22 protein-coding genes are annotated in these 20,681 nt (G+C 63.1%); 13 read left to right on the top strand and 9 right to left on the bottom strand.

What is annotated here, in order from left to right; all coding sequences use genetic code 11:
• Positions 1–28: 28 nt before the first annotated feature.
• Positions 29–700, bottom strand: a complete 672-nt coding sequence (locus LH365_RS05730; protein ID WP_226745210.1) for a cation transporter — start codon at positions 698–700, stop codon at positions 29–31.
• Between the two features lie 137 nt (positions 701–837).
• Here LH365_RS05730 and LH365_RS05725 point away from each other — a divergent pair, with 137 nt between their 5' ends.
• Positions 838–1,404: an NADPH-dependent FMN reductase gene (locus tag LH365_RS05725; protein WP_226745209.1), complete on the top strand. Its 567-nt coding sequence runs from the start codon at positions 838–840 to the stop codon at positions 1,402–1,404.
• A 150-nt stretch (positions 1,405–1,554) separates the two neighbouring features.
• Here the strand turns inward: LH365_RS05725 and LH365_RS05720 are convergent, their stop codons facing one another.
• From LH365_RS05720 to LH365_RS05710, 3 genes are all read right to left on the bottom strand, one after another.
• On the bottom strand, positions 1,555–2,124 hold the full coding sequence (locus LH365_RS05720) for a hypothetical protein (protein ID WP_226745208.1): 570 nt from the start codon (positions 2,122–2,124) through the stop codon (positions 1,555–1,557).
• Between the two features lie 49 nt (positions 2,125–2,173).
• Complete coding sequence (locus tag LH365_RS05715) at positions 2,174–2,299, bottom strand: entericidin A/B family lipoprotein (RefSeq protein WP_226745207.1); 126 nt, start codon at positions 2,297–2,299, stop codon at positions 2,174–2,176.
• Between the two features lie 366 nt (positions 2,300–2,665).
• Positions 2,666–2,872 carry a DUF2061 domain-containing protein gene (locus LH365_RS05710; protein WP_226745206.1) on the bottom strand — a complete coding sequence of 69 codons (207 nt, stop codon included), beginning with the start codon at positions 2,870–2,872 and terminating at the stop codon, positions 2,666–2,668.
• Between the two features lie 146 nt (positions 2,873–3,018).
• Here LH365_RS05710 and LH365_RS05705 point away from each other — a divergent pair, with 146 nt between their 5' ends.
• On the top strand, positions 3,019–4,245 hold the full coding sequence (locus LH365_RS05705; RefSeq protein ID WP_226745205.1) for a TIGR03862 family flavoprotein: 1,227 nt from the start codon (positions 3,019–3,021) through the stop codon (positions 4,243–4,245).
• Here the strand turns inward: LH365_RS05705 and LH365_RS05700 are convergent.
• Entirely contained in the window at positions 4,229–5,062 is an 834-nt protein-coding gene (locus LH365_RS05700) for an NAD(P)-dependent oxidoreductase (protein ID WP_226745204.1), read from the bottom strand. The genes LH365_RS05705 and LH365_RS05700 overlap by 17 nt on opposite strands.
• A 413-nt stretch (positions 5,063–5,475) precedes the next feature.
• On the opposite strand from LH365_RS05700, the gene LH365_RS05695 reads away from it, so the two are divergent.
• The gene (locus LH365_RS05695) at positions 5,476–7,008 is read left to right on the top strand and encodes a UbiD family decarboxylase (RefSeq protein ID WP_226745203.1); all 1,533 of its coding nucleotides are present in this window, start codon (positions 5,476–5,478) and stop codon (positions 7,006–7,008) included.
• Positions 7,009–7,038: 30 nt separating this feature from the next.
• On the opposite strand, the gene LH365_RS05690 is transcribed toward LH365_RS05695, so the two are convergent.
• Positions 7,039–7,497, bottom strand: coding sequence for a hypothetical protein (locus tag LH365_RS05690; RefSeq protein WP_226745202.1), 459 nt, complete (start codon positions 7,495–7,497; stop codon positions 7,039–7,041).
• 198 nt (positions 7,498–7,695) lie between these two features.
• Here LH365_RS05690 and LH365_RS05685 point away from each other — a divergent pair, with 198 nt between their 5' ends.
• Positions 7,696–8,940, top strand: coding sequence for an SGNH/GDSL hydrolase family protein (locus LH365_RS05685; protein WP_226745201.1), 1,245 nt, complete (start codon positions 7,696–7,698; stop codon positions 8,938–8,940).
• Positions 8,941–8,993: 53 nt separating this feature from the next.
• A complete protein-coding gene (locus LH365_RS05680) occupies positions 8,994–9,152 on the top strand; it encodes a DUF6496 domain-containing protein (protein WP_226745200.1) in 159 nt (52 codons plus the stop codon).
• 97 nt (positions 9,153–9,249) lie between these two features.
• Here LH365_RS05680 and LH365_RS05675 read toward each other — a convergent pair whose 3' ends face one another.
• Positions 9,250–11,214 carry a bifunctional diguanylate cyclase/phosphodiesterase gene (locus tag LH365_RS05675; RefSeq protein ID WP_226745199.1) on the bottom strand — a complete coding sequence of 655 codons (1,965 nt, stop codon included), beginning with the start codon at positions 11,212–11,214 and terminating at the stop codon, positions 9,250–9,252.
• Positions 11,215–11,401: 187 nt separating this feature from the next.
• On the opposite strand from LH365_RS05675, the gene LH365_RS05670 reads away from it, so the two are divergent.
• Genes LH365_RS05670 through LH365_RS05655 form a run of 4 tightly spaced genes read left to right on the top strand, consistent with a single transcriptional unit; the run spans position 11,402 to position 14,348 of the window.
• Entirely contained in the window at positions 11,402–12,769 is a 1,368-nt protein-coding gene (locus LH365_RS05670; RefSeq protein ID WP_226745198.1) for a TldD/PmbA family protein, read from the top strand.
• The gene (locus tag LH365_RS05665) at positions 12,769–13,581 is read left to right on the top strand and encodes a 3'(2'),5'-bisphosphate nucleotidase CysQ (RefSeq protein ID WP_226745197.1); all 813 of its coding nucleotides are present in this window, start codon (positions 12,769–12,771) and stop codon (positions 13,579–13,581) included. The genes LH365_RS05670 and LH365_RS05665 overlap by 1 nt, the downstream gene beginning before the upstream one ends.
• Positions 13,582–13,591: 10 nt before the next feature.
• Positions 13,592–13,816: a DUF4170 domain-containing protein gene (locus tag LH365_RS05660; protein ID WP_226745196.1), complete on the top strand. Its 225-nt coding sequence runs from the start codon at positions 13,592–13,594 to the stop codon at positions 13,814–13,816.
• A 4-nt stretch (positions 13,817–13,820) separates the two neighbouring features.
• Complete coding sequence (locus tag LH365_RS05655) at positions 13,821–14,348, top strand: hypothetical protein (protein ID WP_226745195.1); 528 nt, start codon at positions 13,821–13,823, stop codon at positions 14,346–14,348.
• Between the two features lie 189 nt (positions 14,349–14,537).
• On the opposite strand, the gene LH365_RS05650 is transcribed toward LH365_RS05655, so the two are convergent.
• A complete protein-coding gene (locus LH365_RS05650; protein ID WP_226745194.1) occupies positions 14,538–14,855 on the bottom strand; it encodes a hypothetical protein in 318 nt (105 codons plus the stop codon).
• Between the two features lie 70 nt (positions 14,856–14,925).
• Positions 14,926–15,618, bottom strand: coding sequence for a protein tyrosine phosphatase (locus LH365_RS05645; RefSeq protein ID WP_226745193.1), 693 nt, complete (start codon positions 15,616–15,618; stop codon positions 14,926–14,928).
• 124 nt (positions 15,619–15,742) lie between these two features.
• On the opposite strand from LH365_RS05645, the gene LH365_RS05640 reads away from it, so the two are divergent.
• Genes LH365_RS05640 through lpxK form a run of 4 tightly spaced genes read left to right on the top strand, consistent with a single transcriptional unit; the run spans position 15,743 to position 20,622 of the window.
• A complete protein-coding gene (locus LH365_RS05640; protein ID WP_226745192.1) occupies positions 15,743–17,578 on the top strand; it encodes an ABC transporter ATP-binding protein in 1,836 nt (611 codons plus the stop codon).
• Positions 17,575–18,285 carry a lysophospholipid acyltransferase family protein gene (locus LH365_RS05635; protein WP_226745191.1) on the top strand — a complete coding sequence of 237 codons (711 nt, stop codon included), beginning with the start codon at positions 17,575–17,577 and terminating at the stop codon, positions 18,283–18,285. Before LH365_RS05640 ends, LH365_RS05635 begins: the two co-directional genes overlap by 4 nt.
• Entirely contained in the window at positions 18,282–19,592 is a 1,311-nt protein-coding gene (locus tag LH365_RS05630; protein ID WP_226745190.1) for a 3-deoxy-D-manno-octulosonic acid transferase, read from the top strand. Before LH365_RS05635 ends, LH365_RS05630 begins: the two co-directional genes overlap by 4 nt.
• Positions 19,582–20,622, top strand: a complete 1,041-nt coding sequence (gene lpxK, locus LH365_RS05625; RefSeq protein WP_226745189.1) for a tetraacyldisaccharide 4'-kinase — start codon at positions 19,582–19,584, stop codon at positions 20,620–20,622. Before LH365_RS05630 ends, lpxK begins: the two co-directional genes overlap by 11 nt.
• Positions 20,623–20,681 lie beyond the last annotated feature (59 nt).

Genomic DNA, 20,681 nt, shown 5'->3' with positions numbered 1-20,681 from the left:
CCCTGTCGCGCCGCAATGGGGAGGAGAGTCACGCCGCCTTCAATTCCGCCCACGCCTGTTCGGCGATGCGCGTCGCGGCCTGAAGCCCCATGGCCACCATCACCAGCGCCACGATCGCATCCGGCAGGGTGTTCTGCGTGAACCACACCCCGATCGCCGCCCCCAGCACCATCAGATTGCCGATGGCGTCGTTGCGCGTGCACAGCCACACCGACATCATGTTGGAATCGCCTTCACGATACTTCCATAGCAACAGCGCCGAGCCGACATTGGCCACGACCGCCAGAATGCTGATCAGGCCCATCACCTCGGCGCGCGGCACCTCGCCCGTATAGACCTGCCACAGGGTCGTGCCCATGATCCAGAAGGCGAAGAGAAACATGGTTGCCGCCTTGAGCAGCGAAGTCCTGGCCCGCACCGCCACCGACGCCGTCATCACGAACAGGCTGAGCGCGATATTGGCCGCATCGCCGGCAAAATCGAGCGAATCGGCCAGCAGCGATTTCGACTGGCTTTGCAGGCCCGCGCCGATTTCGACAAAGAACATCACGGCGTTGATCGCCATGACCGACCACAGGGCGCGGCGATAGGCCGGATCGGTGGCCGGACCTATATCGTGGCTGTGATCGTGATGATGACCATGATCAGGGCCATGATCGGGGCCGGGATCAGGGTCAGTGTGGTCGTGATGCGCGGACATGAAACCTCATCGAACAGGCCGCTACCTTGCCCCCTTCCCTCTCCCCGGTGCAAGCCTTTATGCCTATGATGCTTGCAGGGACGCCCGGCGCGGCCTATGTGTAGCCATACAAATTACAGATAATGCGAGATACCGACATGTCCAGCCTCAAGCTCATTGCGATTTCCGGTTCCCTGCGCAAGGCCTCGTACACCACCGCCCTGCTGCGCACCCTGTCGGCTCAGGCGGCCGCCAAAGGATCAGACAGTATTGAGATAGAGGTGGCCGAGGTCGCCGACGTGCCGGTCTATAATCAGGATCTCGATATCGAGCCCAATCCGGAAGGCGTCACGCGCCTGCGCGCTCAGGTCAATGCCGCCGACGGCGTCATTATCGCCAGCCCGGAATATAATTACGCCATGCCGGGTTCGACCAAGAACCTCATCGACTGGCTGTCGCGGCCCTATGGCAAGGCGGCGCTGGCGGGCAAACCGGTGCTGATCATCACCACCTCGCCCGGCTCGACCGGCGGCGTGCGCGCCCAGGGGCAGATTCGCGGCACCTTGGCGGCCATCGGTGCGCATCCGCTGGGCGGCGCCGAAGTGGTCATCCCGGCCATCGACAAGAAGTTCGTCGACGGTCACTTTGCCGACGAAGCGAACCTCAAATTCATCCAGACGGCGCTGGACCGCCTGATCGCCGAGATCGAACTGCGTAAGAAGTAAGAGGGGTTAAACCACGGAAAACACGGAAAGCACGGAAACCGTGCGGCTCTGACCTTACCCGAAGGGCCTTTTCATCGCGCGGCTTGTAAATTTAAGCACGCTTCGCGCAATGAAGTCCGTGCTTTCCGTGTTTTCCGTGGTCAAATCGCCTTAAACCAACCGCACCGACTTCGCGCCAGACTCGTTGAGCAGCAAGAACAGGTCGATCAGCGCCGCCGGCGGGGCCGAACCGAAGTCGATGCGGAACTGCCCTTCTTCGAAGCGGAAGCTGTGCAGCACATTGGCCAGCGGTTCGCGGTGTTCGTCCTCGCCTTCGCGCGGCGTGGTCCAGTCCTCGAACCACACCTGCAGATCGGTCTTCAGCGGCAGGGCCACATCGCTCAACACCACCACATCGTCCCAGCGCAGGCGCTCGATGACGATGTCCATGCCGGTAATGGTCACGGTGATCGGCTTGAAGCTCAGCATCCGCGACGGCTCGAAGCGCACCACGCGCGGGTCGGCGTCGGTGATCAGATAGTCCGCCACCAGAAGCTTGTCGAACAGGGTGGCGTCGTCGGCCTCCAGCAAGGCTTCGGGCTCGCCGGCATTACCCGCCATGCGGTGGTTTTCGATGAACGAACGATATTGTTCCAGATAGTGGGTGCGCGCCTGCTGGAGAAAATTCACCAGCGGTCGCAACCCGTGCTGGGTGAGGCGTTCAGGATCAGGGTCGGTCATGGCGCAGTGATAGCCGGTTCAAACCTGCTGCGCCATCCCTTTGGCCGCTTTAATGGGTGGCGTTGTCGAGGGCTTCACCGACCGATTCGATGTCGCGGCCGACGCCCTTGATGGTGTTGCACGCCGAAAGCACCGGCAGAATGGCGATCAGGGAGATGATGACGAGGCGCTTCATTGACGCAACCCTTCCAAAAAACAGGACAGATGCGAGAGGGTTAATCCGAACCGCACCGGCTGGCAATCGGATAATGAAGCCGGAAAATAAAGGCGGAATAAAGGAACAGTAAGCGGCAGGGATTACCCTTGGCTGATGTTTGTGGCCCCCCCTTGATACGGCCCGACTTAGGCTCCCACAGATGTTCGTGGAGCGGAAAAACGAGCGTCCGAACCACAGGCTCGACGCCTGGGTCGGGAGACATGGAAACGGCGTTAGAATTAACCACGGAAAACACAGAAAGCACGGAAAATTTGGTGCGTCCACATTTGCTGTGAGTACAATGACGTCCATGCCTTCTGTATTTTCCGTGGTGAGACACCTTCCTCAGTGACTATGGAACAGTTCCAGCTTTGCCGGGACCTTGCGCTCCCAGATATATTCATGCAGCGGGAAAACCAGTGTCTGAACGACGGGTTCCAACAGGCCTATACCGAGGGCGATGGCCCAGTTTCCGGTCAGAACATAGGCGACGGTGGACGCGACCATGACGTGGATGGTGCCGTAGGACAGGGTTTTGGCGAACAGACGCATGATGTGTCTCCTTGTTGTGAGATCAGATTAGGACCGGGCGCGCCAAAAAGAAAATCGATCGTTTTTGATTTTTCGATAAATAAGAATTATTCTCAATCCGCACAGGCCCCCTTGCCCGCCCCCTTCGGGACGGATTAAGGACGGCTATGACCTCGTTTCCTTCCATCGCCGTGATCGGTGCCGGACCCGCCGGGCTGATGCTGGCTGAGCGGCTCAGCGCCGCGGGTTTGCGCGTCGATATCTACGACCGCATGCCCTCGGTGGCGCGCAAGTTCCTGATGGCCGGACGCGGCGGGCTGAACCTCACCCATTCCGAACCGCTGGCTGCTTTTGTGGGACGCTACGGCGCACGCGCCGCCGCGCTGAAGCCGGTCATCGAGGCCTTTCCGCCCAAAGCCTTGCGCGACTGGGCCGACGGGCTGGGAGCCGAAACCTTCGTCGGCACCAGCGGGCGGGTCTTCCCCAGGGCGCTGAAGGCCTCGCCCCTGTTGCGCAACTGGCTGGCGCGGCTGGAGGCCTCAAATTCCGGCATGGGCGTCCGCTTTCATCTGCGCCACGACTGGCGGGGCTGGGACGACGGAGCACTACTGTTCGACCATCAGGGCGAGCGCGTCCGCGTACAGGCCGACGTCACCGTGCTGGCGCTGGGCGGAGCAAGCTGGCCGCGTCTGGGCTCCGATGGCGGCTGGACGGGGATTCTTGCCGACAAAGGCGTGGCCATCGCGCCGCTGCGTCCGGCCAATATGGGCTTCCGGGTCCCGTGGAGCGAGGTGATTCGCGACAAATTCGCGGGAGAGCCCCTAAAGAACGTAGCCCTCACCTTCGACGGTCGCACGCGCAAGGGCGAGTTGATGCTGACCCGCGACGGAATCGAGGGCGGGCTGGTCTACGCCTTCACAGCGGCCCTGCGCGACGCCATCGAACGGCGCGGATCGGCGACCCTGACGCTAGACCTTAAGCCGGAACTGTCCGAAGCGCAGATCCAGAACAAGCTATCGCGCGGGGCAAAGACCGATTCCTTAAGCAACAGGCTGCGCAAGACGCTGAGCCTCAGCCCGGCCCAGATCGCCGTCCTGCGCGAAGGCGGTCGGGAGATTATGCCCGTCCAAATACCCAGCCTGATCAAGGCCGTGCCGCTGACGCTCACGGGCGCGCAGGGACTGGAGCGCGCCATATCGAGCGCCGGGGGGGTTGCGTTCGACGCCGTGACCCCGGATTACCAACTGAAGGCCCTGAACAGCGTCTACGCCATCGGCGAAATGCTCGACTGGGAGGCCCCGACTGGCGGTTATCTGTTGCAAGCCTGCTTCAGTCAGGCGGTGTGGACGGCTGAGGCGATTCTTCAGAAATCCGGCCTCAAAAATCTGGCTTGAAAAATTCCGGCTGATAGCCGAAATCGCGGGTGGCCGCCGTGTGATCGAAGACCAGATCGGTATTCATGCGCAAGGCCATATGGATATTGCCCTTCAGCGCCGCACCGGGCCGCAGCCAGCCCAACACCCCGAACCCCAGACGCCACACCCACTCCGGCAGGCTAAGGATACGCGCCGGGCGGCCTTTGGCGGCAAATATCCGCGCCACCATCTCGCGATAGCTGAGCGTCTCGCCCCCCGACAGGTCATAGGCGCGGTTGGCCGTCGCCCCGGTCGAAAGCACGCCCAGAGCCGCCCTGGCCAGATCACGGGCATGGACCGGCTGCCGCAGGCCCGACGCCCGCCCGCACACCGGAAAAACGCCCAGCCGGTCTATGGTCGCCGCGATACGGCTGATGTTCTGATCGCGGCCCTCATCATAGATCAGGGTCGGCCGCAGGATCGTCCCGTCCACATCGTGCGTGGCGCAAAAGGCCTCAATGCGCGCCTCGGCTTCGCTCAGAAGCTCGACGACGCGGCGTTCTTCCGGCTGCGGCGAAAAGGTCTTCGTGAAACGCGAGGTCGAGGAAAAGGCGACCAGGCGCTTCATCCCCTGCGCCCACAGTTTTTCCAGTACGGCGTCGGTGATCAGCCAGAGGGGCGAGGTCACGACCACATGGGCAAAGCCGTCCCCTTCGAAAGCGTCCGGGTGCGTCAGGTCGAGGAACAGGTCGTTGGGCTGTTTCGGTTTGCGCGTGGTGAAAACAGCCTGCGGCACGATGTCGCGCAGCCTCTGCCCCACAAGGCTTGTGGCACCGATGATCAGAAGTTGGGTCATGCTCTATCTCAGATTCGCCGACACAATAGGCTTGTTTCTCCTCCCTGTCGCGTAGCGATGGGGAGGTGTCAGCGAAGCTGACGGAGGGGGGGCGACTGTCCCGCAGACCAACCCCTTGCCCCTTGAGAGGGTGCACGGCTAAAACCTGTGCCACACCCGCCTTCAGAGTCGCCCCCCTCCGTCTTTTGCCTCCGGCAAAATCCACCTACCCACGCTAACGCGCAGGGAGGAGAGAAGAGCGCAATAGCCCCCTTCCCCCGGCGGCACAGGGAGCAGAGATCAGGCTTCCGCCGGACGGAACGCCCTTGCAGGCGTCGCCTCATCGGCCTATGTCTCGCGGCACTTCTTTGTCGCGCATTTTGATCCGAAAACCGCACACACTTTTCGGAATGCGCTTAACGAAAGTCCCGGTCATGAGCGCCTACAAGTCCCTGCGAGATTTCATAACCAAGCTCGAACGCGAAGGCGAACTGGTCCGGGTGAGCGAGCCGGTGTCCACGCACCTTGAAATGACCGAGATCCAGACCCGTCTGCTGGCCGAAAAAGGCCCGGCGGTGCTGTTCGAAAACGTCATCCTGCCCGATGGCTCGAAATCCGACATGCCGGTGCTGGTCAACCTGTTCGGCACGGTCAAGCGCGTGGCCATGGGCGTCACGCTCGAAGGCAAGGACCGCACCAATCCGCAGGATCTGCGCGAAGTCGGCGAACTGCTGGCCTTCCTGCGTCAGCCCGAACCGCCGCGCGGCTTCAAGGACGCGCTCAGCATGTTGCCGCTGGCCAAGACCGTCATGGGGATGCGCCCCAAGACCGTCTCCAAGGCACCGGTGCAGGAGGTGGTGCAGACCGGTAATGACATCGACCTGACGCGCCTGCCGGTGCAGGGCTGCTGGCCCGGCGAGCCGGCGCCGCTGATCACCTGGGGCCTCGTCGTCACCAAGGGTCCGTCCGATGCGCGCGAAGACGATTTCAACCTCGGCATCTACCGCATGCAGGTGCTGGGCAAGGACCGCGCCATCATGCGCTGGCTGGCCCATCGCGGCGGCGCGCAGCATCACGCCCGCTGGAAAAAGGCCAAAAAGACAGAGCCCCTGCCCGCCTGCGTCGTGCTTGGGGCCGATCCGGGCACCATCCTTGCCGCCGTGACGCCGGTGCCGGATACGCTCAGCGAGTATCAGTTCGCGGGGCTTCTACGCGGGGCCAAGGCCGAACTGGTGCCCGCCAAGACCGTGCCCCTGATGGTGCCCGCCGAGGCCGAAATCGTGCTCGAAGGCCACGTGCTGCTCGACGAATATGCCGACGAAGGCCCCTATGGCGACCACACCGGCTACTACAATTCGGTCGAAAAGTTCCCGGTGTTTCAGGTCACGGCGATCACGCGGCGCAAGCAGCCGATCTATCTGTCTACCTTCACCGGCCGTCCGCCCGACGAGCCCTCGGTACTGGGCGAAGCGTTAAATGAAGTCTTTATCCCGTTGATCCGTCAACAGTTTCCGGAAATTGTCGACTTCTGGCTGCCGCCGGAAGGGTGTTCTTACCGCATTGCCGTCATCTCGATTAAGAAAGCCTATCCCGGTCACGCCAAGCGCGTGATGATGGGGGCGTGGTCGTACCTGCGTCAGTTCATGTACACCAAATGGCTGATCGTGGTGGACGACGACATCAACTGCCGCGACTGGAAGGACGTCATGTGGGCGGTCTCGACGCGCATGGACCCGGCGCGCGACCTGACCATTATCGAGAACACGCCGATCGACTATCTCGACTTCGCCTCGCCGGAAAGCGGACTGGGCTCGAAGGTCGGGCTGGACGCCACCAACAAGTGGGAGCCGGAAACCCACCGCGAATGGGGCGAAGAACTGTACATGGAACAGGCCGTCATCGACCGCGTTTCGGCCAAATGGGCGGCCATGGGATTGCCGGGCAACGGCAAACCGATCTGGAAGTAATCTTCTCTCTCCGCCCGTACGGAGGATAGCTTATCCCGACTTCCTGTAAGGCGTGCCATCCGGCCATTTGCCGGTACGAGCCGCGCGCTGTTCGCGCATATGAGCCTGTTTGTCGGCCCAACCTCTTTGCCAGTTGTCTTTTGGCCTCGCCCCCTCCGTCACCTTCGTTTCGCTCGCTGCCACCTCCCCCGTACGCTGCGCTACAGGGGAGGATGGTTCGCGTTCATCCTCCCCTGTAAGCCCGTCAGGGCGCAACGGGGGAGGTGCCGAGCTTGTCGAGGCGGAGGGGGCAGACCGGGCGGGCTTCGCCTTCACCAGCGGCGTGTAGATCGCCCGCAGCATACGCTCGGCAGCGAGGATGGCGCGGGCGACCCGCGCAATCTCCGTCGCATTGGTCGGGCTTGGCGCGGTTTCGAGCGCGCTCAGTACCTGATCGGCCAGGCGCATCAGGCGGCTATAGGCAGGGGTATGGGGGTCGGCGTGTGTCATGGGCTCAGCATGACAGAAGGTTGGCCACCGGGGACAGATGGGTGGAATTTGCGCTTAAGCGTTTGAAAACGTGCACTTCGGAACGGGGTATACCCCCCCACCCGACGCTACGCGCCACCCTCTCAACCACGGGAGAGGGGCGGTTTCTTTTCGGTAGAAAATAGCGTTAGATGCGCCAAATTTCGCAGGGGAGTCGCCATGTCCGTTCTGAACCGTCGCGCGCTGATGTCCGGCCTTACGAGCCTGAGTCTGCTCCCCGCCCTGCCCGCCTTCGCCCGAACCGCTCAGCATTGGACGCCGTCATGGTACGCGGCCCCTGAGCCCTCCGGCAACAAGGCCCAGATCGAAGACCTGACGCTGCGCCAGATCGTCCGCCTCAGCGCCGGGGGCAGCGCCGTGCGCATCCGCCTGTCGAACGCCTATGGCGACACGCCGCTGCGCATCGATGAATTGCGCGTGGCGAAGCGCGTCGACGGCGCGCGCATCGACCCGCAAAGCGACCGCGCCGCGACCTTCAACGGTCAGACGGGCGTGACCATCCCGCCCGGCGCGTATGTCCTCAGCGACCCGATCGCCCTGACCGTCGAAGCCCATGCCGACCTCGCCCTCAGCCTTTACGTCAAGGGCCCGGCCGCCCTGACCACTCTGCACGAAATCCAGCGCGGCGCGCTCTACGTCACCGGGGGGCGCGAAACCGCTGCCGCCGAACTGCCGGTAGCCAGGACCGATATCGGCATCGGCAATGCCTTTCCGTGGATGTCGGGCGTCGAGGTCGTCACCGCCCGTACGCAGGCCCTCGTCGCCTTCGGGGATTCGATCACCGACGGCTTCGGCATCACGCCGGATCAGGGCAAGCCCTGGCCCGACCAGTTCAGCGAGCGCCTGAGCGCCGCCAACATCCCCTTGAGCGTCGTCAATGCCGGGATCAGCGGCAACCGCCTGCTCAATCACGGCACCTGGGCGCGCTTCGGCACCGGCGCGCTGGCCCGCTTCGACCGCGACGTGCTGGCGCAGCCCAATGTTGCGGCCGTGGTTCTGCTCATCGGCATCAATGATCTCGGCCACGCCGCCGGTCCGGACAGCGCGGGCTATGCGCCGCTGGAGGCCCTCAAAATGGGCCTGACCCAGATCGCCGCCCGCGCGCAGGCCCACGGCATCCGTGTCTATGCGGCGACGCTGACGCCCTTCAAGGGCACGACCTTCAAAGACTATTACGCCGACGAGAAGGAGACGCGGCGCGTGGCGCTGAATGCGTGGATACGTCAATCGGATGTCTTCGACGGGGTGTTCGACTTCGACAAGGCGCTGGACGACCCGGCACGGCCCGGCTGGCTGCTGAAGGCCTATGATGTGAAGGACGGCCTGCACCCCAACGATGCCGGCGCGGCGAAGATGGCGCAGTCGATCCCGCTCGATGCTTTCAACTGGGCGCGCAAATCCTGATCGCTTCCTGATCCGGCCAGGCGCAGACTCCCATCATCACAGGAGCATGGATCATGGCCAAGCAAACCCCGGCCCAGAAGCGCAAGATCGAAAAGGTCATGGGCGAATACAAGGACGGCGACCTGAAAAGCTCAAGCGGCGACAAGGTCACCAAGCGCGACCAGGCCATAGCCATCGCCCTCAGCGAAGCGGGGGCGTCGAAGAAGGATTAGAGCGCATTCCGAAAAGTGTGCAGCGGTTTTCGGAATCAAATGCGCGTCAAAGCAAAAGGCTAGAGTAGGTTTCGATCTTACCACATCGAAACCTACTCTAGCTCGCTTCCTTGAGCCCTTCACGCCACGTCTCGGCGCTCAGATAGGCGGCGATCGTGTCTGCGCGCATGGGCTCGGAGAAGTAGTAGCCCTGAATATAGCGCGCACCTATATCCTTGAGACGGCGCAGTTCCGCCGCGGTCTCCACGCCTTCGATAACGTGCTCAAGCGACAGGTTTTCACAAAGGTCGATCAGCGTCTTGATGATCTTCACCGTCGAATCGTGGCGCAGGAGTTGCGTCACGAAGCTGCGGTCGATCTTGATCTTGTCGACCGGCAGGCGGTGAATATAACCGAAGCTCGAATAGCCCGAACCGAAATCATCCAGCGCGATACGGCTGCCCATGCCCTTGAGCAGGGCCAGAGCCTCCAGCGCCTGATCGAAGTCGGTCAGCATGGCGGTTTCGGTGATCTCGAACTCGATGCGCTTGGGATCGACGCCCGATTCGCGCACCGTGTCGCAGATTCGCGCGATGGCCGGTAAGGAGTGCAGGTCGCGCGCCGACAGGTTGAACGACACGCGCATGTCGGCAGGCCAGTCGTGCACCGCCACCAGCGCCTTGCGCAGCAGGATCAGGGTGATGTCGCTGATCAGGCCGGAACGTTCCGCCGCGCGGATGAAGATGTCCGGACGCACCGCCCCCAGCCTTTCCGACTGCCAGCGGGCCAGCGCTTCGAAGCTGACGGTGCGCTGGGCCTTGAGGTCGATCTGCGGCTGAAAAACGATGTACAGTTCGCGCTCAAGATCGGACGAGCGCAGGGTCTGATCCACGGCGCCGAAATCCTGCATCTCGTTTTCGTGGCGCGCATCGAAGATGACCGGCGCGCCGCGCAGGTTCTGCTTGGCGTAATAGAGGGCGTAGTCGGCGCGCTCCAGCATCTGAGACGCTGTCCACTGGCCCGCCGGGTCCGAATGGACGAAGCCGACCGAGCCGGAAATATTGGCGTTGACCCCGCCGCCCAGCACATAGGTCTGACGCAAGGCGTCGCACAGGTCTTCGCCGAAACGGCGCAGGTCGTCATCCGTATGCTGCCGGTTGAGAATCAGGGCGAATTCGTCGCCACCCAGACGCGCCACGACCCCGCGCGTGCCGACGACGGCGCGCAAACGGCTGCCCACCTCGATCAGCAGGGCGTCGCCGACACTGTGGCCATAGAGGTCGTTGACCGGCTTGAAGCCGTCGAGATCGATCAGGGCCAGATCGAACGGGTGGCCGCGCTGCGCCCCCACCATGGCCACTTCCAGTTCGGTGAAGAAGCTGCGGCGGTTGGGCAGGGTGGTCAGGGCGTCATAATGCGCCAGAACCTGCGCCTCATGGCGGTGTTTTTCGGCCAGCACACGGGCATGTACGGCGCGAAAAATGGTCGATCGCATGATGCCGGCCATACCGAAAGCCGTGGTGATGCCGGCAATACCGACCCAGATATGTTGTTTCAGCACCGGGAAACCCGCGCCGCTGGCCATGATGTACATGGTCACGACCGCCAGACAACAGGTCGGCAACACCACGCGCAGGGACGCGGCGGAGGTAGCGTAGACCAGAGTCAGCAGGACGAAATAGATCAGTTTGGCCGGCTCGAAATGCAGGCCCTGATAGGTCACCACATTGGCGTACATCAACAGATTGACGACCAGGCTGGCGATTTCGAGCCGCCCCATCGCTTCGGTGCCGCGCGTCCAGATGAAGAAAGCCCAGCACGTCAGGGCCGTGACTGCCGACAGGGTGGTCAGCACCGGCAGGGCGATGCCCGTCTCATAAAAGAAGTGGGCGACGAAGATAAGGATATAGTAGCTGCCCACCACGCCGCACAGGCCGCGCACGATGGGCCGCAGGGCCATCACCTTCTGGCGCTTCAATTCGGCCGGATCGACCTCACCGGGACGGCGTCCCGGTTTCAGTCGACGGAACAGGCGGCTGAAAAGCCGTCGCAGCCCCCCGGCGCGTTCGGTTACGGACAGCATAAATAACCTTACGATGACGCGCACCCCACCGCAGACTGCGCATTTACCGTAAATCTATGCGCACCCCCTAAAGATTATACTAATCGGTAGGAAATAATCCTATAAAACAGAGTTATGATAGCCGAAGGCGCTGGAATCGTTCCATTTGAGACTTGCGCCCACACCCCTGCCACGCCTAGATAGTCTCATGCTGCACCTGCAAACAGAGCCCCCTGCCCGCACCGACACCCCGGCGCTGCTTGAGCGCGTCATCGGCATGGCGCGGGCGCGCGGCGCGGACGCGGCCGAAGCCGTCTATTCGACCAGCCGCTCCCTCAGCGTCGGCGTGCGCAAGGGCGAGGTCGAGACGGTCGAGTCCGACGAAACCGCCGATCTGGGGCTGCGGGTTTTCACCGGGCAAAAGCAGGCCGTGGTGTCGGTCTCGGAGTTTTCCGACCGCACGCTGGAACGTCTGGTCGAACGCTGCGTCGCCATGGCGCGACTGGCTCCCGACGACGCCTATGCGGGTCTGGCCGATCCGGCGCTGCTCTGGCGCGGCGACGCCTTCGATCTCGACATTTTCGACCCCACCGAACTGAATGCCGAAGCCTTTCGCGAGCGGGCGCTGGCCTGCGAGGCGGCGGGCCTGATCGATCCGCGCCTGCAGAGCGACAGCGCCAGCGCGGGCCAGAGCTTCACCCGATGGCAGTTGCTGACCTCCGGCGGTTTCCGCGGCGAGCACCGCACCAGCCTGTCGTTCCAGTCGGCGCGCCTGATCGCCACCGACGCCAAGGGCGGCATGGAGCGCGACGGCGAAGGCCGCTCGACGCGCTATCTGTCCGACCTCCCCTCCCCCGAAGCCATCGGGTCGGTCGCCGCCGCGCGCGCGCTGAAGGCGCTCGGCGCACGCAAGATCGACAGCCAGACCGCGCCGGTTCTGTTCGAACCGCGCACGGCCAAGTCGCTGATCGGTCTGTTTCTGGGGGCCATTTCCGGCACCTCGGTGGCGCGCGGCTCCAGCTATCTGAAGGACAAGCTCGGTCAGCGCCTGTTCGCGCCCGGCGTCGACATCATCGACAATCCGTTCCGCAAGCGCGGTCTGGGCTCGTGCCTGTACGACGACGAAGGCGTGGCAGTGTCGGAGCGCAAGCTGATCGAAGACGGCGTGCTGACCACCTGGCTGCTCAACACCGCCGCCGGGCGTCAACTGGGCATGGCCTCGACCGGCCACGCTTCGCGCTCCCTGGCCCATCCGGCGGGCGTTTCGGCGCACAATATCATCCTCAGCCCCGGTGCGCGCTCGCCCGCCGACCTGATGAAGGCCGCCGGTTCGGGCGTCATCGTCACCTCGATGTTCGGCCCCAGCGTCAATTCCGACACCGGCGACTGGTCCGCCGGGGCGTCGGGCTTTGCGTTTGAGAACGGCGAAATCACCTACCCGGTCAATGAGATCACCGTCGCCGGCAATCTGATCGACATCTTCGCGCGCCTTGAGCCCGCCTCCGACCTTGAGATCAAGGGCACGCTCGACACGCCGTCGGTGCTGGTCGACGCTTTGACCATCGGGGGCAAGTGATGGGCAGGTCTCCGGCGACGCTTCAGGACGATCTCGATCTGCTGATCGACCGCGCGCGCCGCGCCGGCGCGCTGGCTCAGCACCTCAAGGCGCAGGGCCTGAACATTTCGTACAAGTCCGACGGCTCGATCGTCACCAATGCCGATCTGGAGGTCAATCTGTGGCTCAAGGAGGCGCTGCTCGACGCGCGCCCGACCTATGGCTGGCAGAGCGAGGAATCGCCCGACACCGACGCCCGTCTGACCCAGTCGCACCTGTTCGTGCTCGATCCCATCGACGGCACCATGGGCTTCACCAAGGGCTCGCCCTACTGGACCATCGCGCTTTGTCTCGTGCAGGCTCATCAGCCGGTCGCCGCCGTGGTCTACGCGCCGGACTCCAACGAAATGTACAGTGCAGGCAAGGGGTTGGGCGCGTTCCTTAACGGCGAACCTATCCAGGCCTCGGCTACAAAAACGCTCGATAACGCGCAGGGCATCGGCGACGCCCGCCTGTTCAGCCGCGACATCTGGCCGGAACCCTGGCCGAAAATGACCATAACCTCGCGCCCCTCGGTCGCCTATCGCATGGTGTGCGTGGCGGCGGGCCGCGCCGATTTTACGCTGGCCCTGACGCCCAAGCGCGACTGGGACGTGGCCGCCGCCACCCTTATCTGCCACGAGGCCGGTGCCGTCGTCTCCGACCATCTGGGGCAGGCCTACGATTTCAACGCGCCCGACAGCCTGAAACCCTCGCTGATCTGCGCCAATGGCGACCTCTACCCCGAAATCCGGCGTCGTTGCGCCGCCCTTCCCTCCCTCGAAACCCTCTGAGAGTAAGATTATGAGCGACAATCAACTTCTGCACCTCGTCATCGGCGGCGAACTGACGGCCCCCGGCTCGACCTCGTTCAAGGACCTCAAGGCCATCGAATTCGTCGGCGCCTACGCCACCTACGAAGAGGCCAAGACCGTGTGGCGCACCAAGGCCCAGTCCACGGTCGATAACGCCCTGATGCGCTATTTCGTCATACACGCGCACAAGCTGCTCAATCCCGCCAACGATTAAAAGCTTGACTATTAATCACGGCCCGATTTCGTCGAATGGTACGAACTATAGTTTACACCATTTGCAGCCTTTCAGGATAATCCTGCAAGGGCATGCCCGTGACGGCACCGATCTGATCCTACGGCTTTCCTTTAACTCGCATGTCTATTCGACAGCGCATGATGCCGCTTCTTTGGAATGCGTGATCCTTGATAAGGGCGGTCACTCACGCACCTTTTGCACAGTGCGTTACAGCCTGTCCCGACGACTTCCAGGAATATGTGAAGCCCTCATCCTGAATAACGACTATACGTGGCAGTCTACGGATCGCAACCGCGTCAATAATCTGGCTATGTGTGAAAGCCCGCTACAATCAGGGATGAAATATCTGATTGTCTATTCTGTTTTTCCGAGTCGCAGGCCTGACATTCATCTCGAATTCAATGTGAAAAGCGCCTATGAAAAGACGATCGATGCCACGCGCATCAAGAACCGTCAAAAAATAAGGCAAATACTGAAACAGAGCTATTTCAATAACAGGCCAATACCCTAAATAAAAAAGACCCCTTTCGGGGTCTTTATTATGGCATAAGCCGTGCGAGTGCCCCTTACCGTGGTATGCTGGCCTCGTGGGCGGGCGTGATATGGCGATCTTGCAAAAGCCTCGCTTTCCATATCTGGTACTATATTTACCAGAAAACACCCGGATTTTCAAGTTTAAAATGAAATTCGGCCCCTCATGTCATTTCGGCTTGGTCGGCGTCACCGCCGTGCCGTGCGGCAGTGGCTCCGGGCGCGACGTATTGTCTTTCCACATCAGCGTGTTGAGGCAATCCGCGTCGCCCAGCACCAGAAGCGCTGACTGCTGGCATTTGGCCTGCGCCTCGGTGACGCAATAGCCCTTGCCGTTGGCGTCTTTCGTAAAGACCAGATCGCGCGCCTTGCACGCCTTGGGCGACGGAAGGGCGGCTTCGGTTGTGCCCGCGACAGGCTCCGACGTCGAAGCGCAACCCGTCAAGGCCAGCAGGGCCAGGCTTGCCGCTACAATTTTCAGAGACATGGCGATACCCCGTTTCGCTCAGCAATAGCGCCAAAGCTTGCTCGAAAAAGGGCGGGGGTGCAACTGCGACCTACTCCCGGCGGAATATCTTTTCGGTCAGCAGCGTGCCCCACCACGCGGCCTTGAAGTCCGACTTGATCCTCACCGGGTCGTAGAGGTCCGATTGCGTCCATTCGACAAAGCTCATGCCGCGCGGCTCGCCTTCGGCGAAGTAGCAGTCGAAGATGTAATCCAGCACGCCGGTCTTGCCCGCCTTCATGTGCAGGGTGCGCAGCCCCAACTCTTGCACCGCCTCGCGCAAGGGGTGCTTGAGGTGCAGATGGCGGTAGAGCACGCTCATGATCCCGGCGCGGTCCGCTCCGGATTTACAGTGCATCAGGGCCGGATACTGGATCGTGTCGAACAGCTTTTCAGCTTCGAGGATCGCCTCGGCGGACGGCACATCGCGCGAGGTGACGATGAAATCGACCAGATCCAGCCCCAGCTTTTCGCAGGCGTGGCGTTCCAGCGCGAAAAAGGCGCCCTGCCCCCCGCGCAGATTGATCACCGTGCGCACGCCGTCGTGCTTCTGGAACCAGGCGAGCTGAAACGGCCACGGCTGATTGGTGCGCACCATCTTGTCGTCGATCCAGTGCGCATTGGTGAAGCCCACCCGCAGATAGGCGTGGTCGTTCCACAGGAAGGCCAGATAGGTCTTGAAGAGCCCCCACGGCGTCGAGGTGTCGAAAACCTTGGGCGTTTTACGTTTCTTGAACAGCTTCACGGGGACCGAACCAAACAAAGACCGGCGGGATATACAGATTTCCGCACCGGATGACAAACTATTGGCTTTGCCCGGGATGGGCATAACCCTATATAGTTTGAGGTTCAGTCACTTATACCCCTTCATGACCCCATCCTCCGCCGCCCTCACTGTTACGCCGGATACCGGCACGCGCGCCATAATGGCGCGGGTGTGGCGCGATTATCTGCAAAAATACAAGGGCTTTCTGGCGCTAGCTATCGTTTGCGCCGTGTTGGTGGCCCTCTCGACGCAATTCCTGATCTGGTTCCTGAAACCGGCGGTGGAGATGCTGTTCGGCGAGACCGATTCGCCCGCCGCCTCTCAGGTGCCCGCCCTGATCGCCGCCCAGCCGCTGCTTTGGGTGCCGATCGTCATGATCGGGGCGACCGCCGTACGCCTGATGGCGCAACTGGGTATGGCCACCTCGGTCAATCGCGTCGGGCACTCGCTGGTCGGCCGCATTCAGTCGCAACTGTTCGGCAATATGGTCCATGCCGACCTCGGCCACCTCAACAAGGCCCATTCTGGCGCCTATCTGTCTTCGGTGCTGTTCGACGCCGGGCTGATGCGCGAAGCCTCGACCAACGGCGTGATCAACTACGTCCAGCACGGCGGCATCGTCATCGCCATGATGCTGACCATGTTCAGCCTCGACTGGCGCATGTCGCTGGGGGTGCTGATCGCCGGGCCGGTTATCGGGGCCGTGCTGGGGCAGTACAACCGCCGCACCAAAAAGGCCGCCCAAGGCGCGATGGACGAAACCTCCTCCCTGTCCACCGCCATCATGGAAAGCCTCGACGGGGTGAAAATCGTCAAGATCAACAACCGCGAAGCCTATGAGCAGGGCCGCGTCGATGCCGTCATCGACCGCCGCCAGAGCCATATCATCAAAGGCGCCAATGCCCGCGCCGCCGCCGCACCCGTCACCGAAGCCCTGACCACCATGGTTCTGGCCATCGTCATCGTCTATGCCGGCTGGCGCGCCCAGTCCGGCGGCATGACGCTCGGCGGCTTCACCGCCTATATTTCGGCCTTGGGCGCGGCGGGGCAGTCGTTGCGCCAACTGGCCAATCTGCAAACCGTCATGGCCGAAGGCTTCACCGCCGCCCGCCGCCTGTTTGCTGCGCTGGACGTCGCCCCGGAAATCGCCGATGCGCCGGGCGCGCAACCGCTCAGGCCCTTCGACCGCGTCGTCTTCGACAATGTGACCTTTGCCTATGGCGACAAGCCGGTGCTGGACGGGGTGAGCTTCGAGGCCCGCGCCGGTCAGTCGGTGGCGCTGGTCGGGCCGTCGGGTTCGGGCAAGTCGACCCTGCTCAACCTCATTCCCCGCTTTTACGATTATACGGACGGCGAAATCCGCTTCGGCGACACGCCCCAACGCGCCGTAACGCTCCAATCCCTGCGCGAGCGCATCGCGCTGGTGTCGCAAGACCCTTTCCTGTTCGACGACACCATCCGCGCCAATATCGCCTATGGCCGCCCGGACGCCACCGAGGCCGAGATCGTGCAGGCCGCCCGTGACGCCGCGGCGCTGGAGTTCATCGGCGAATTGCCCGACGGCCTCGACACCCGCGTCGGCGAAGGCGGCTCGCGCCTGTCGGGCGGTCAGAAGCAACGCATCGCCATCGCCCGCGCTTTCCTGAAAGACGCGCCCCTGCTGTTGCTCGATGAGGCCACCTCTGCGCTCGACACCCAGTCCGAGGTGAAGGTGCAGCAGGCGCTGGAAAGGCTGATGAACGGCCGCACCACCCTGATGATCGCGCATCGCCTGTCGACCGTGCGCCACGCCGACCTGATCCTCGTCCTGCGCGACGGGCAGATCACAGAGCGCGGCACGCACGACGAACTGCTGGCGCGCAACGGCCTCTATGCCGAGCTTTACCGCACGCAGTTCGAGCGTTCGCCAGAGACGATCGAAGCAGAGGTGAGCGCATGAAGGCCCTGCTCGAATCCGACTTTTTCCAGAAGCTGATGGCCGGGCTGATCGTCGGCTATCTGCGCTTCTGTTACCGCACGACGCGCTGGACCCACGAAGGGCGCGAAGCCGCCGAAGCCGTATGGGACAGGGGCGGGCCCGCGCTTCTGCTGCTGTGGCATCAGCGCGTGCACTATGCCCCCGCCTGCTGGCCGCTCGACCGCGCGCAGAAGATGGCCATTCTGGTCTCGCTGTCGAAAAGCGGTGACTTTTCAGTGCGTACCAACACCCTCTTCGGCTATCACATCATCCGCGGTTCGGCGGCCAAGAAGTCCGACCCGACCAAGCAGAAGGGCGGCGCTCAGGCCTTCCGCGACATGCTGCGCTGGATACGCGCCGGCAATGCTGTGGCCCTGACCCCTGACGGTCCGCGCGGTCCGGCCCGCGACATGACCGAAGGCTCGCTCAAGCTGTCGCAGATGTCCGGCGCGCCGGTCATCCTGATCGGGCAGTCGTCGTCGCGCTTCCTCTCGCTCAATAGCTGGGACCGTCAGCGCATCCCCCTGCCCTTCGCCAAAGGGGCCATGCTGTGGGAGGTCCATCCCGCCATCGCGCCCGAAGCCGGCGAAGAAGAGGTCGAGGCCCTGCGCCTCGAACTGGGGACGCGCCTGAGCGCCCTGACCGACCGCGCCGACCAGATGACGGGTGCGTCAACGGGGGCCGCATGACCTTGACGCTCAGCCTCTACGCCGCCGCCATGAAGGCCTTTCACGCCATCGCGCCCAACCTGCTGTGGCACCGCGCGGCGCGCAACAAGGAAGACCCGGCGCGTCTCAATGAGCGCCTCGGCATCCCCGGACACCCGCGTCCGGACGGGCCGCTGGTCTGGGTGCACGGAGTCAGCGTCGGCGAGAGCCTGTCGGCCCTGCCGGTTATAAATCAACTATTGACCGAAAATCCGGACTTCTACGTTCTGATCACTACGGCGACCACCACCTCGGCGGAAATCCTGTCGCAGCGCCTGCCTGAGCGCGCCGTGCATCAGTACGCCCCGCTCGACACGCCGCAGGCGGTGACGAAGTTCCTCGACCACTGGCGGCCCGATCTGGCCGTGTTCATCGAAAGCGATCTGTGGCCGAACCTGCTGACGGCGCTGGACCGGCGCGGCGTCAGGCGCCTGCTGGTCAGCGCGCGCATCACCGCCAAAACCCACGCAGGCTGGCAGAATATCCGCCGCTTGATGCAGTTGCTGCTCAAGGGCTTCGCCCTGATCCTGCCGCAGGATACGGGCTCCGATCAACGATTGAGAGACATGGTCGGCGACGATGCCGAACAGATGGGACCGCTGGCCAACCTCAAGACCATTGGCACCCTCCTGCCCGACGATGAGAAAAAGCGCGAGGCGCTGGAGGCGCAGTTCGCCGGCCGCACCGTCATCCTCGCCGCCAGCACGCACCCGACCGAAGAGGTCTATATCGCCACGGCGCTGGAGGAGATTCTGCGTCAGACCGGGGCGCTGCTGATCGTCGCGCCACGCCACCCGGTGCGCGCCGAAGCCATCAGGCTCGATCTGGAAGCGCTGGGATTTCGCGTCGCCCAAAGGTCGAAGCTGGACATGCCCGCCGAGGCCACGCATATTTATCTGGCCGACACCCTCGGCGAACTGGGTGTGTTTTTCCGGCTGGCGGACATGGTCATCATGGCGGGCAGTTTTTCCGAAAAGATCGGCGGCCACAATCCGCTGGAGGCCGCACGTCTGGGCAAGGCCGTGATCACCGGTCCGGACCTGTATAACTGGGACGCTGTCTACGATCAGATGTTCGACGCCGGCGCGGCCTTCAAGGTCAGCGGCCGTCAGGAACTGGGCTTTCTGGCGCAGGGCCTGATCGACAATCCCGCCGCTCTGCTCGATGCCCACCGCATCGCTCAGGCGCTGGCCCAGCGCGAGGCCGGCACGCTGGAGACCGTCATGGCGCATCTCAAACCCTTCCTGCCCGGCAGCGGACCGACGGATGAGGCGGCGGATGCCGCTTAAAGCCCGCCGACTGAAGACCCCCGATTGGTGGTATAAGCGCAAGGCCAAGGGGGCACCGCTGACCCGCTATGCGCTCGCCCCGCTGGCGTGGCTGTGGGAAGCCGTCACGGTCACTAGGTTTCTGACCGCCAAGCCCTATCGTTCGCCCGTCTGCGTCATCTCGGTCGGCAATGCGACGCTGGGCGGTTCGGGCAAGACTCCGATCGAGCGCGAACTGTTGCGCCGCCTGAAGAAGCTGGGCCTGAAAGCCAGCGGCCTGTCGCGCGGCTATGGCGGTTCGCTGAGCGGGCCGGTCAGGGTCGATCCCGCCACCCACAGCGCCGCCGAGGTCGGGGACGAGGCCCTGATGCTGGCGCGCGACTACGACATGGTCATTTCCCGCGACCGTGCCGAAGGCCTGCGCCTGATCGAGGGCGACGGCTTCGATATCGCCCTTGCCGACGACGCGCACCAGAATACGAAAATCGCCAAGGACGTGCACCTGCTGGTCGTCGACGGCGACACCACCAATGATGCCTGGCCCTTCGGCGACGGTTCGGTGTTTCCGATGGGACCGATGCGCGAGCCCCTGCCCATCGCCCTCAAGCGCGCCGACATCGTCGTCCTGTGGCTCCCCGATGAGACGTCCGTCGTCGATCAGCGGCTGATGAAGCTGTTCGGCGACCTGCCGGTCTACGTCGCGCGTCTGATCCCCCTGCCGCGATCCGAGCCGGGTCAGGTCGTGGGCTTCGCCGCCATCGCCAAGCCGTGGAAATTCCACGCCACGCTCGAAAGTCTGGGTTACGACATCGTCGATTTTCACGGCTTTGCCGACCACGAACCGCTGAGCGATACCGCCCTAACGACCCTTGAACTGGGGGCGCAGGCGCGCGGCGCGCGGTTGATCACCACCGAAAAGGATTGGGTGAAGCTCAGCCCGGAATGGCGTGAACGGATCGATTATCTGCCCATCACGGCGCGCTTCGACGATCAGGCGGGCTTTATGCGGGCGCTGATCGGGTTGACGCCATTGCAGATTAACAATCTGTAATTTAGAGCGCGTTCCGAAAAATGTTCGACGGTTTTCGGAATCAAATGCGCGAGAATACA

The organism is Asticcacaulis sp. AND118 (assembly GCF_020535245.1).
Classification (GTDB): domain Bacteria; phylum Pseudomonadota; class Alphaproteobacteria; order Caulobacterales; family Caulobacteraceae; genus Asticcacaulis.
The sequence above is the reverse complement of the archived record's forward strand: the minus strand, read 5'-3'. Positions and strand labels throughout refer to the sequence as shown.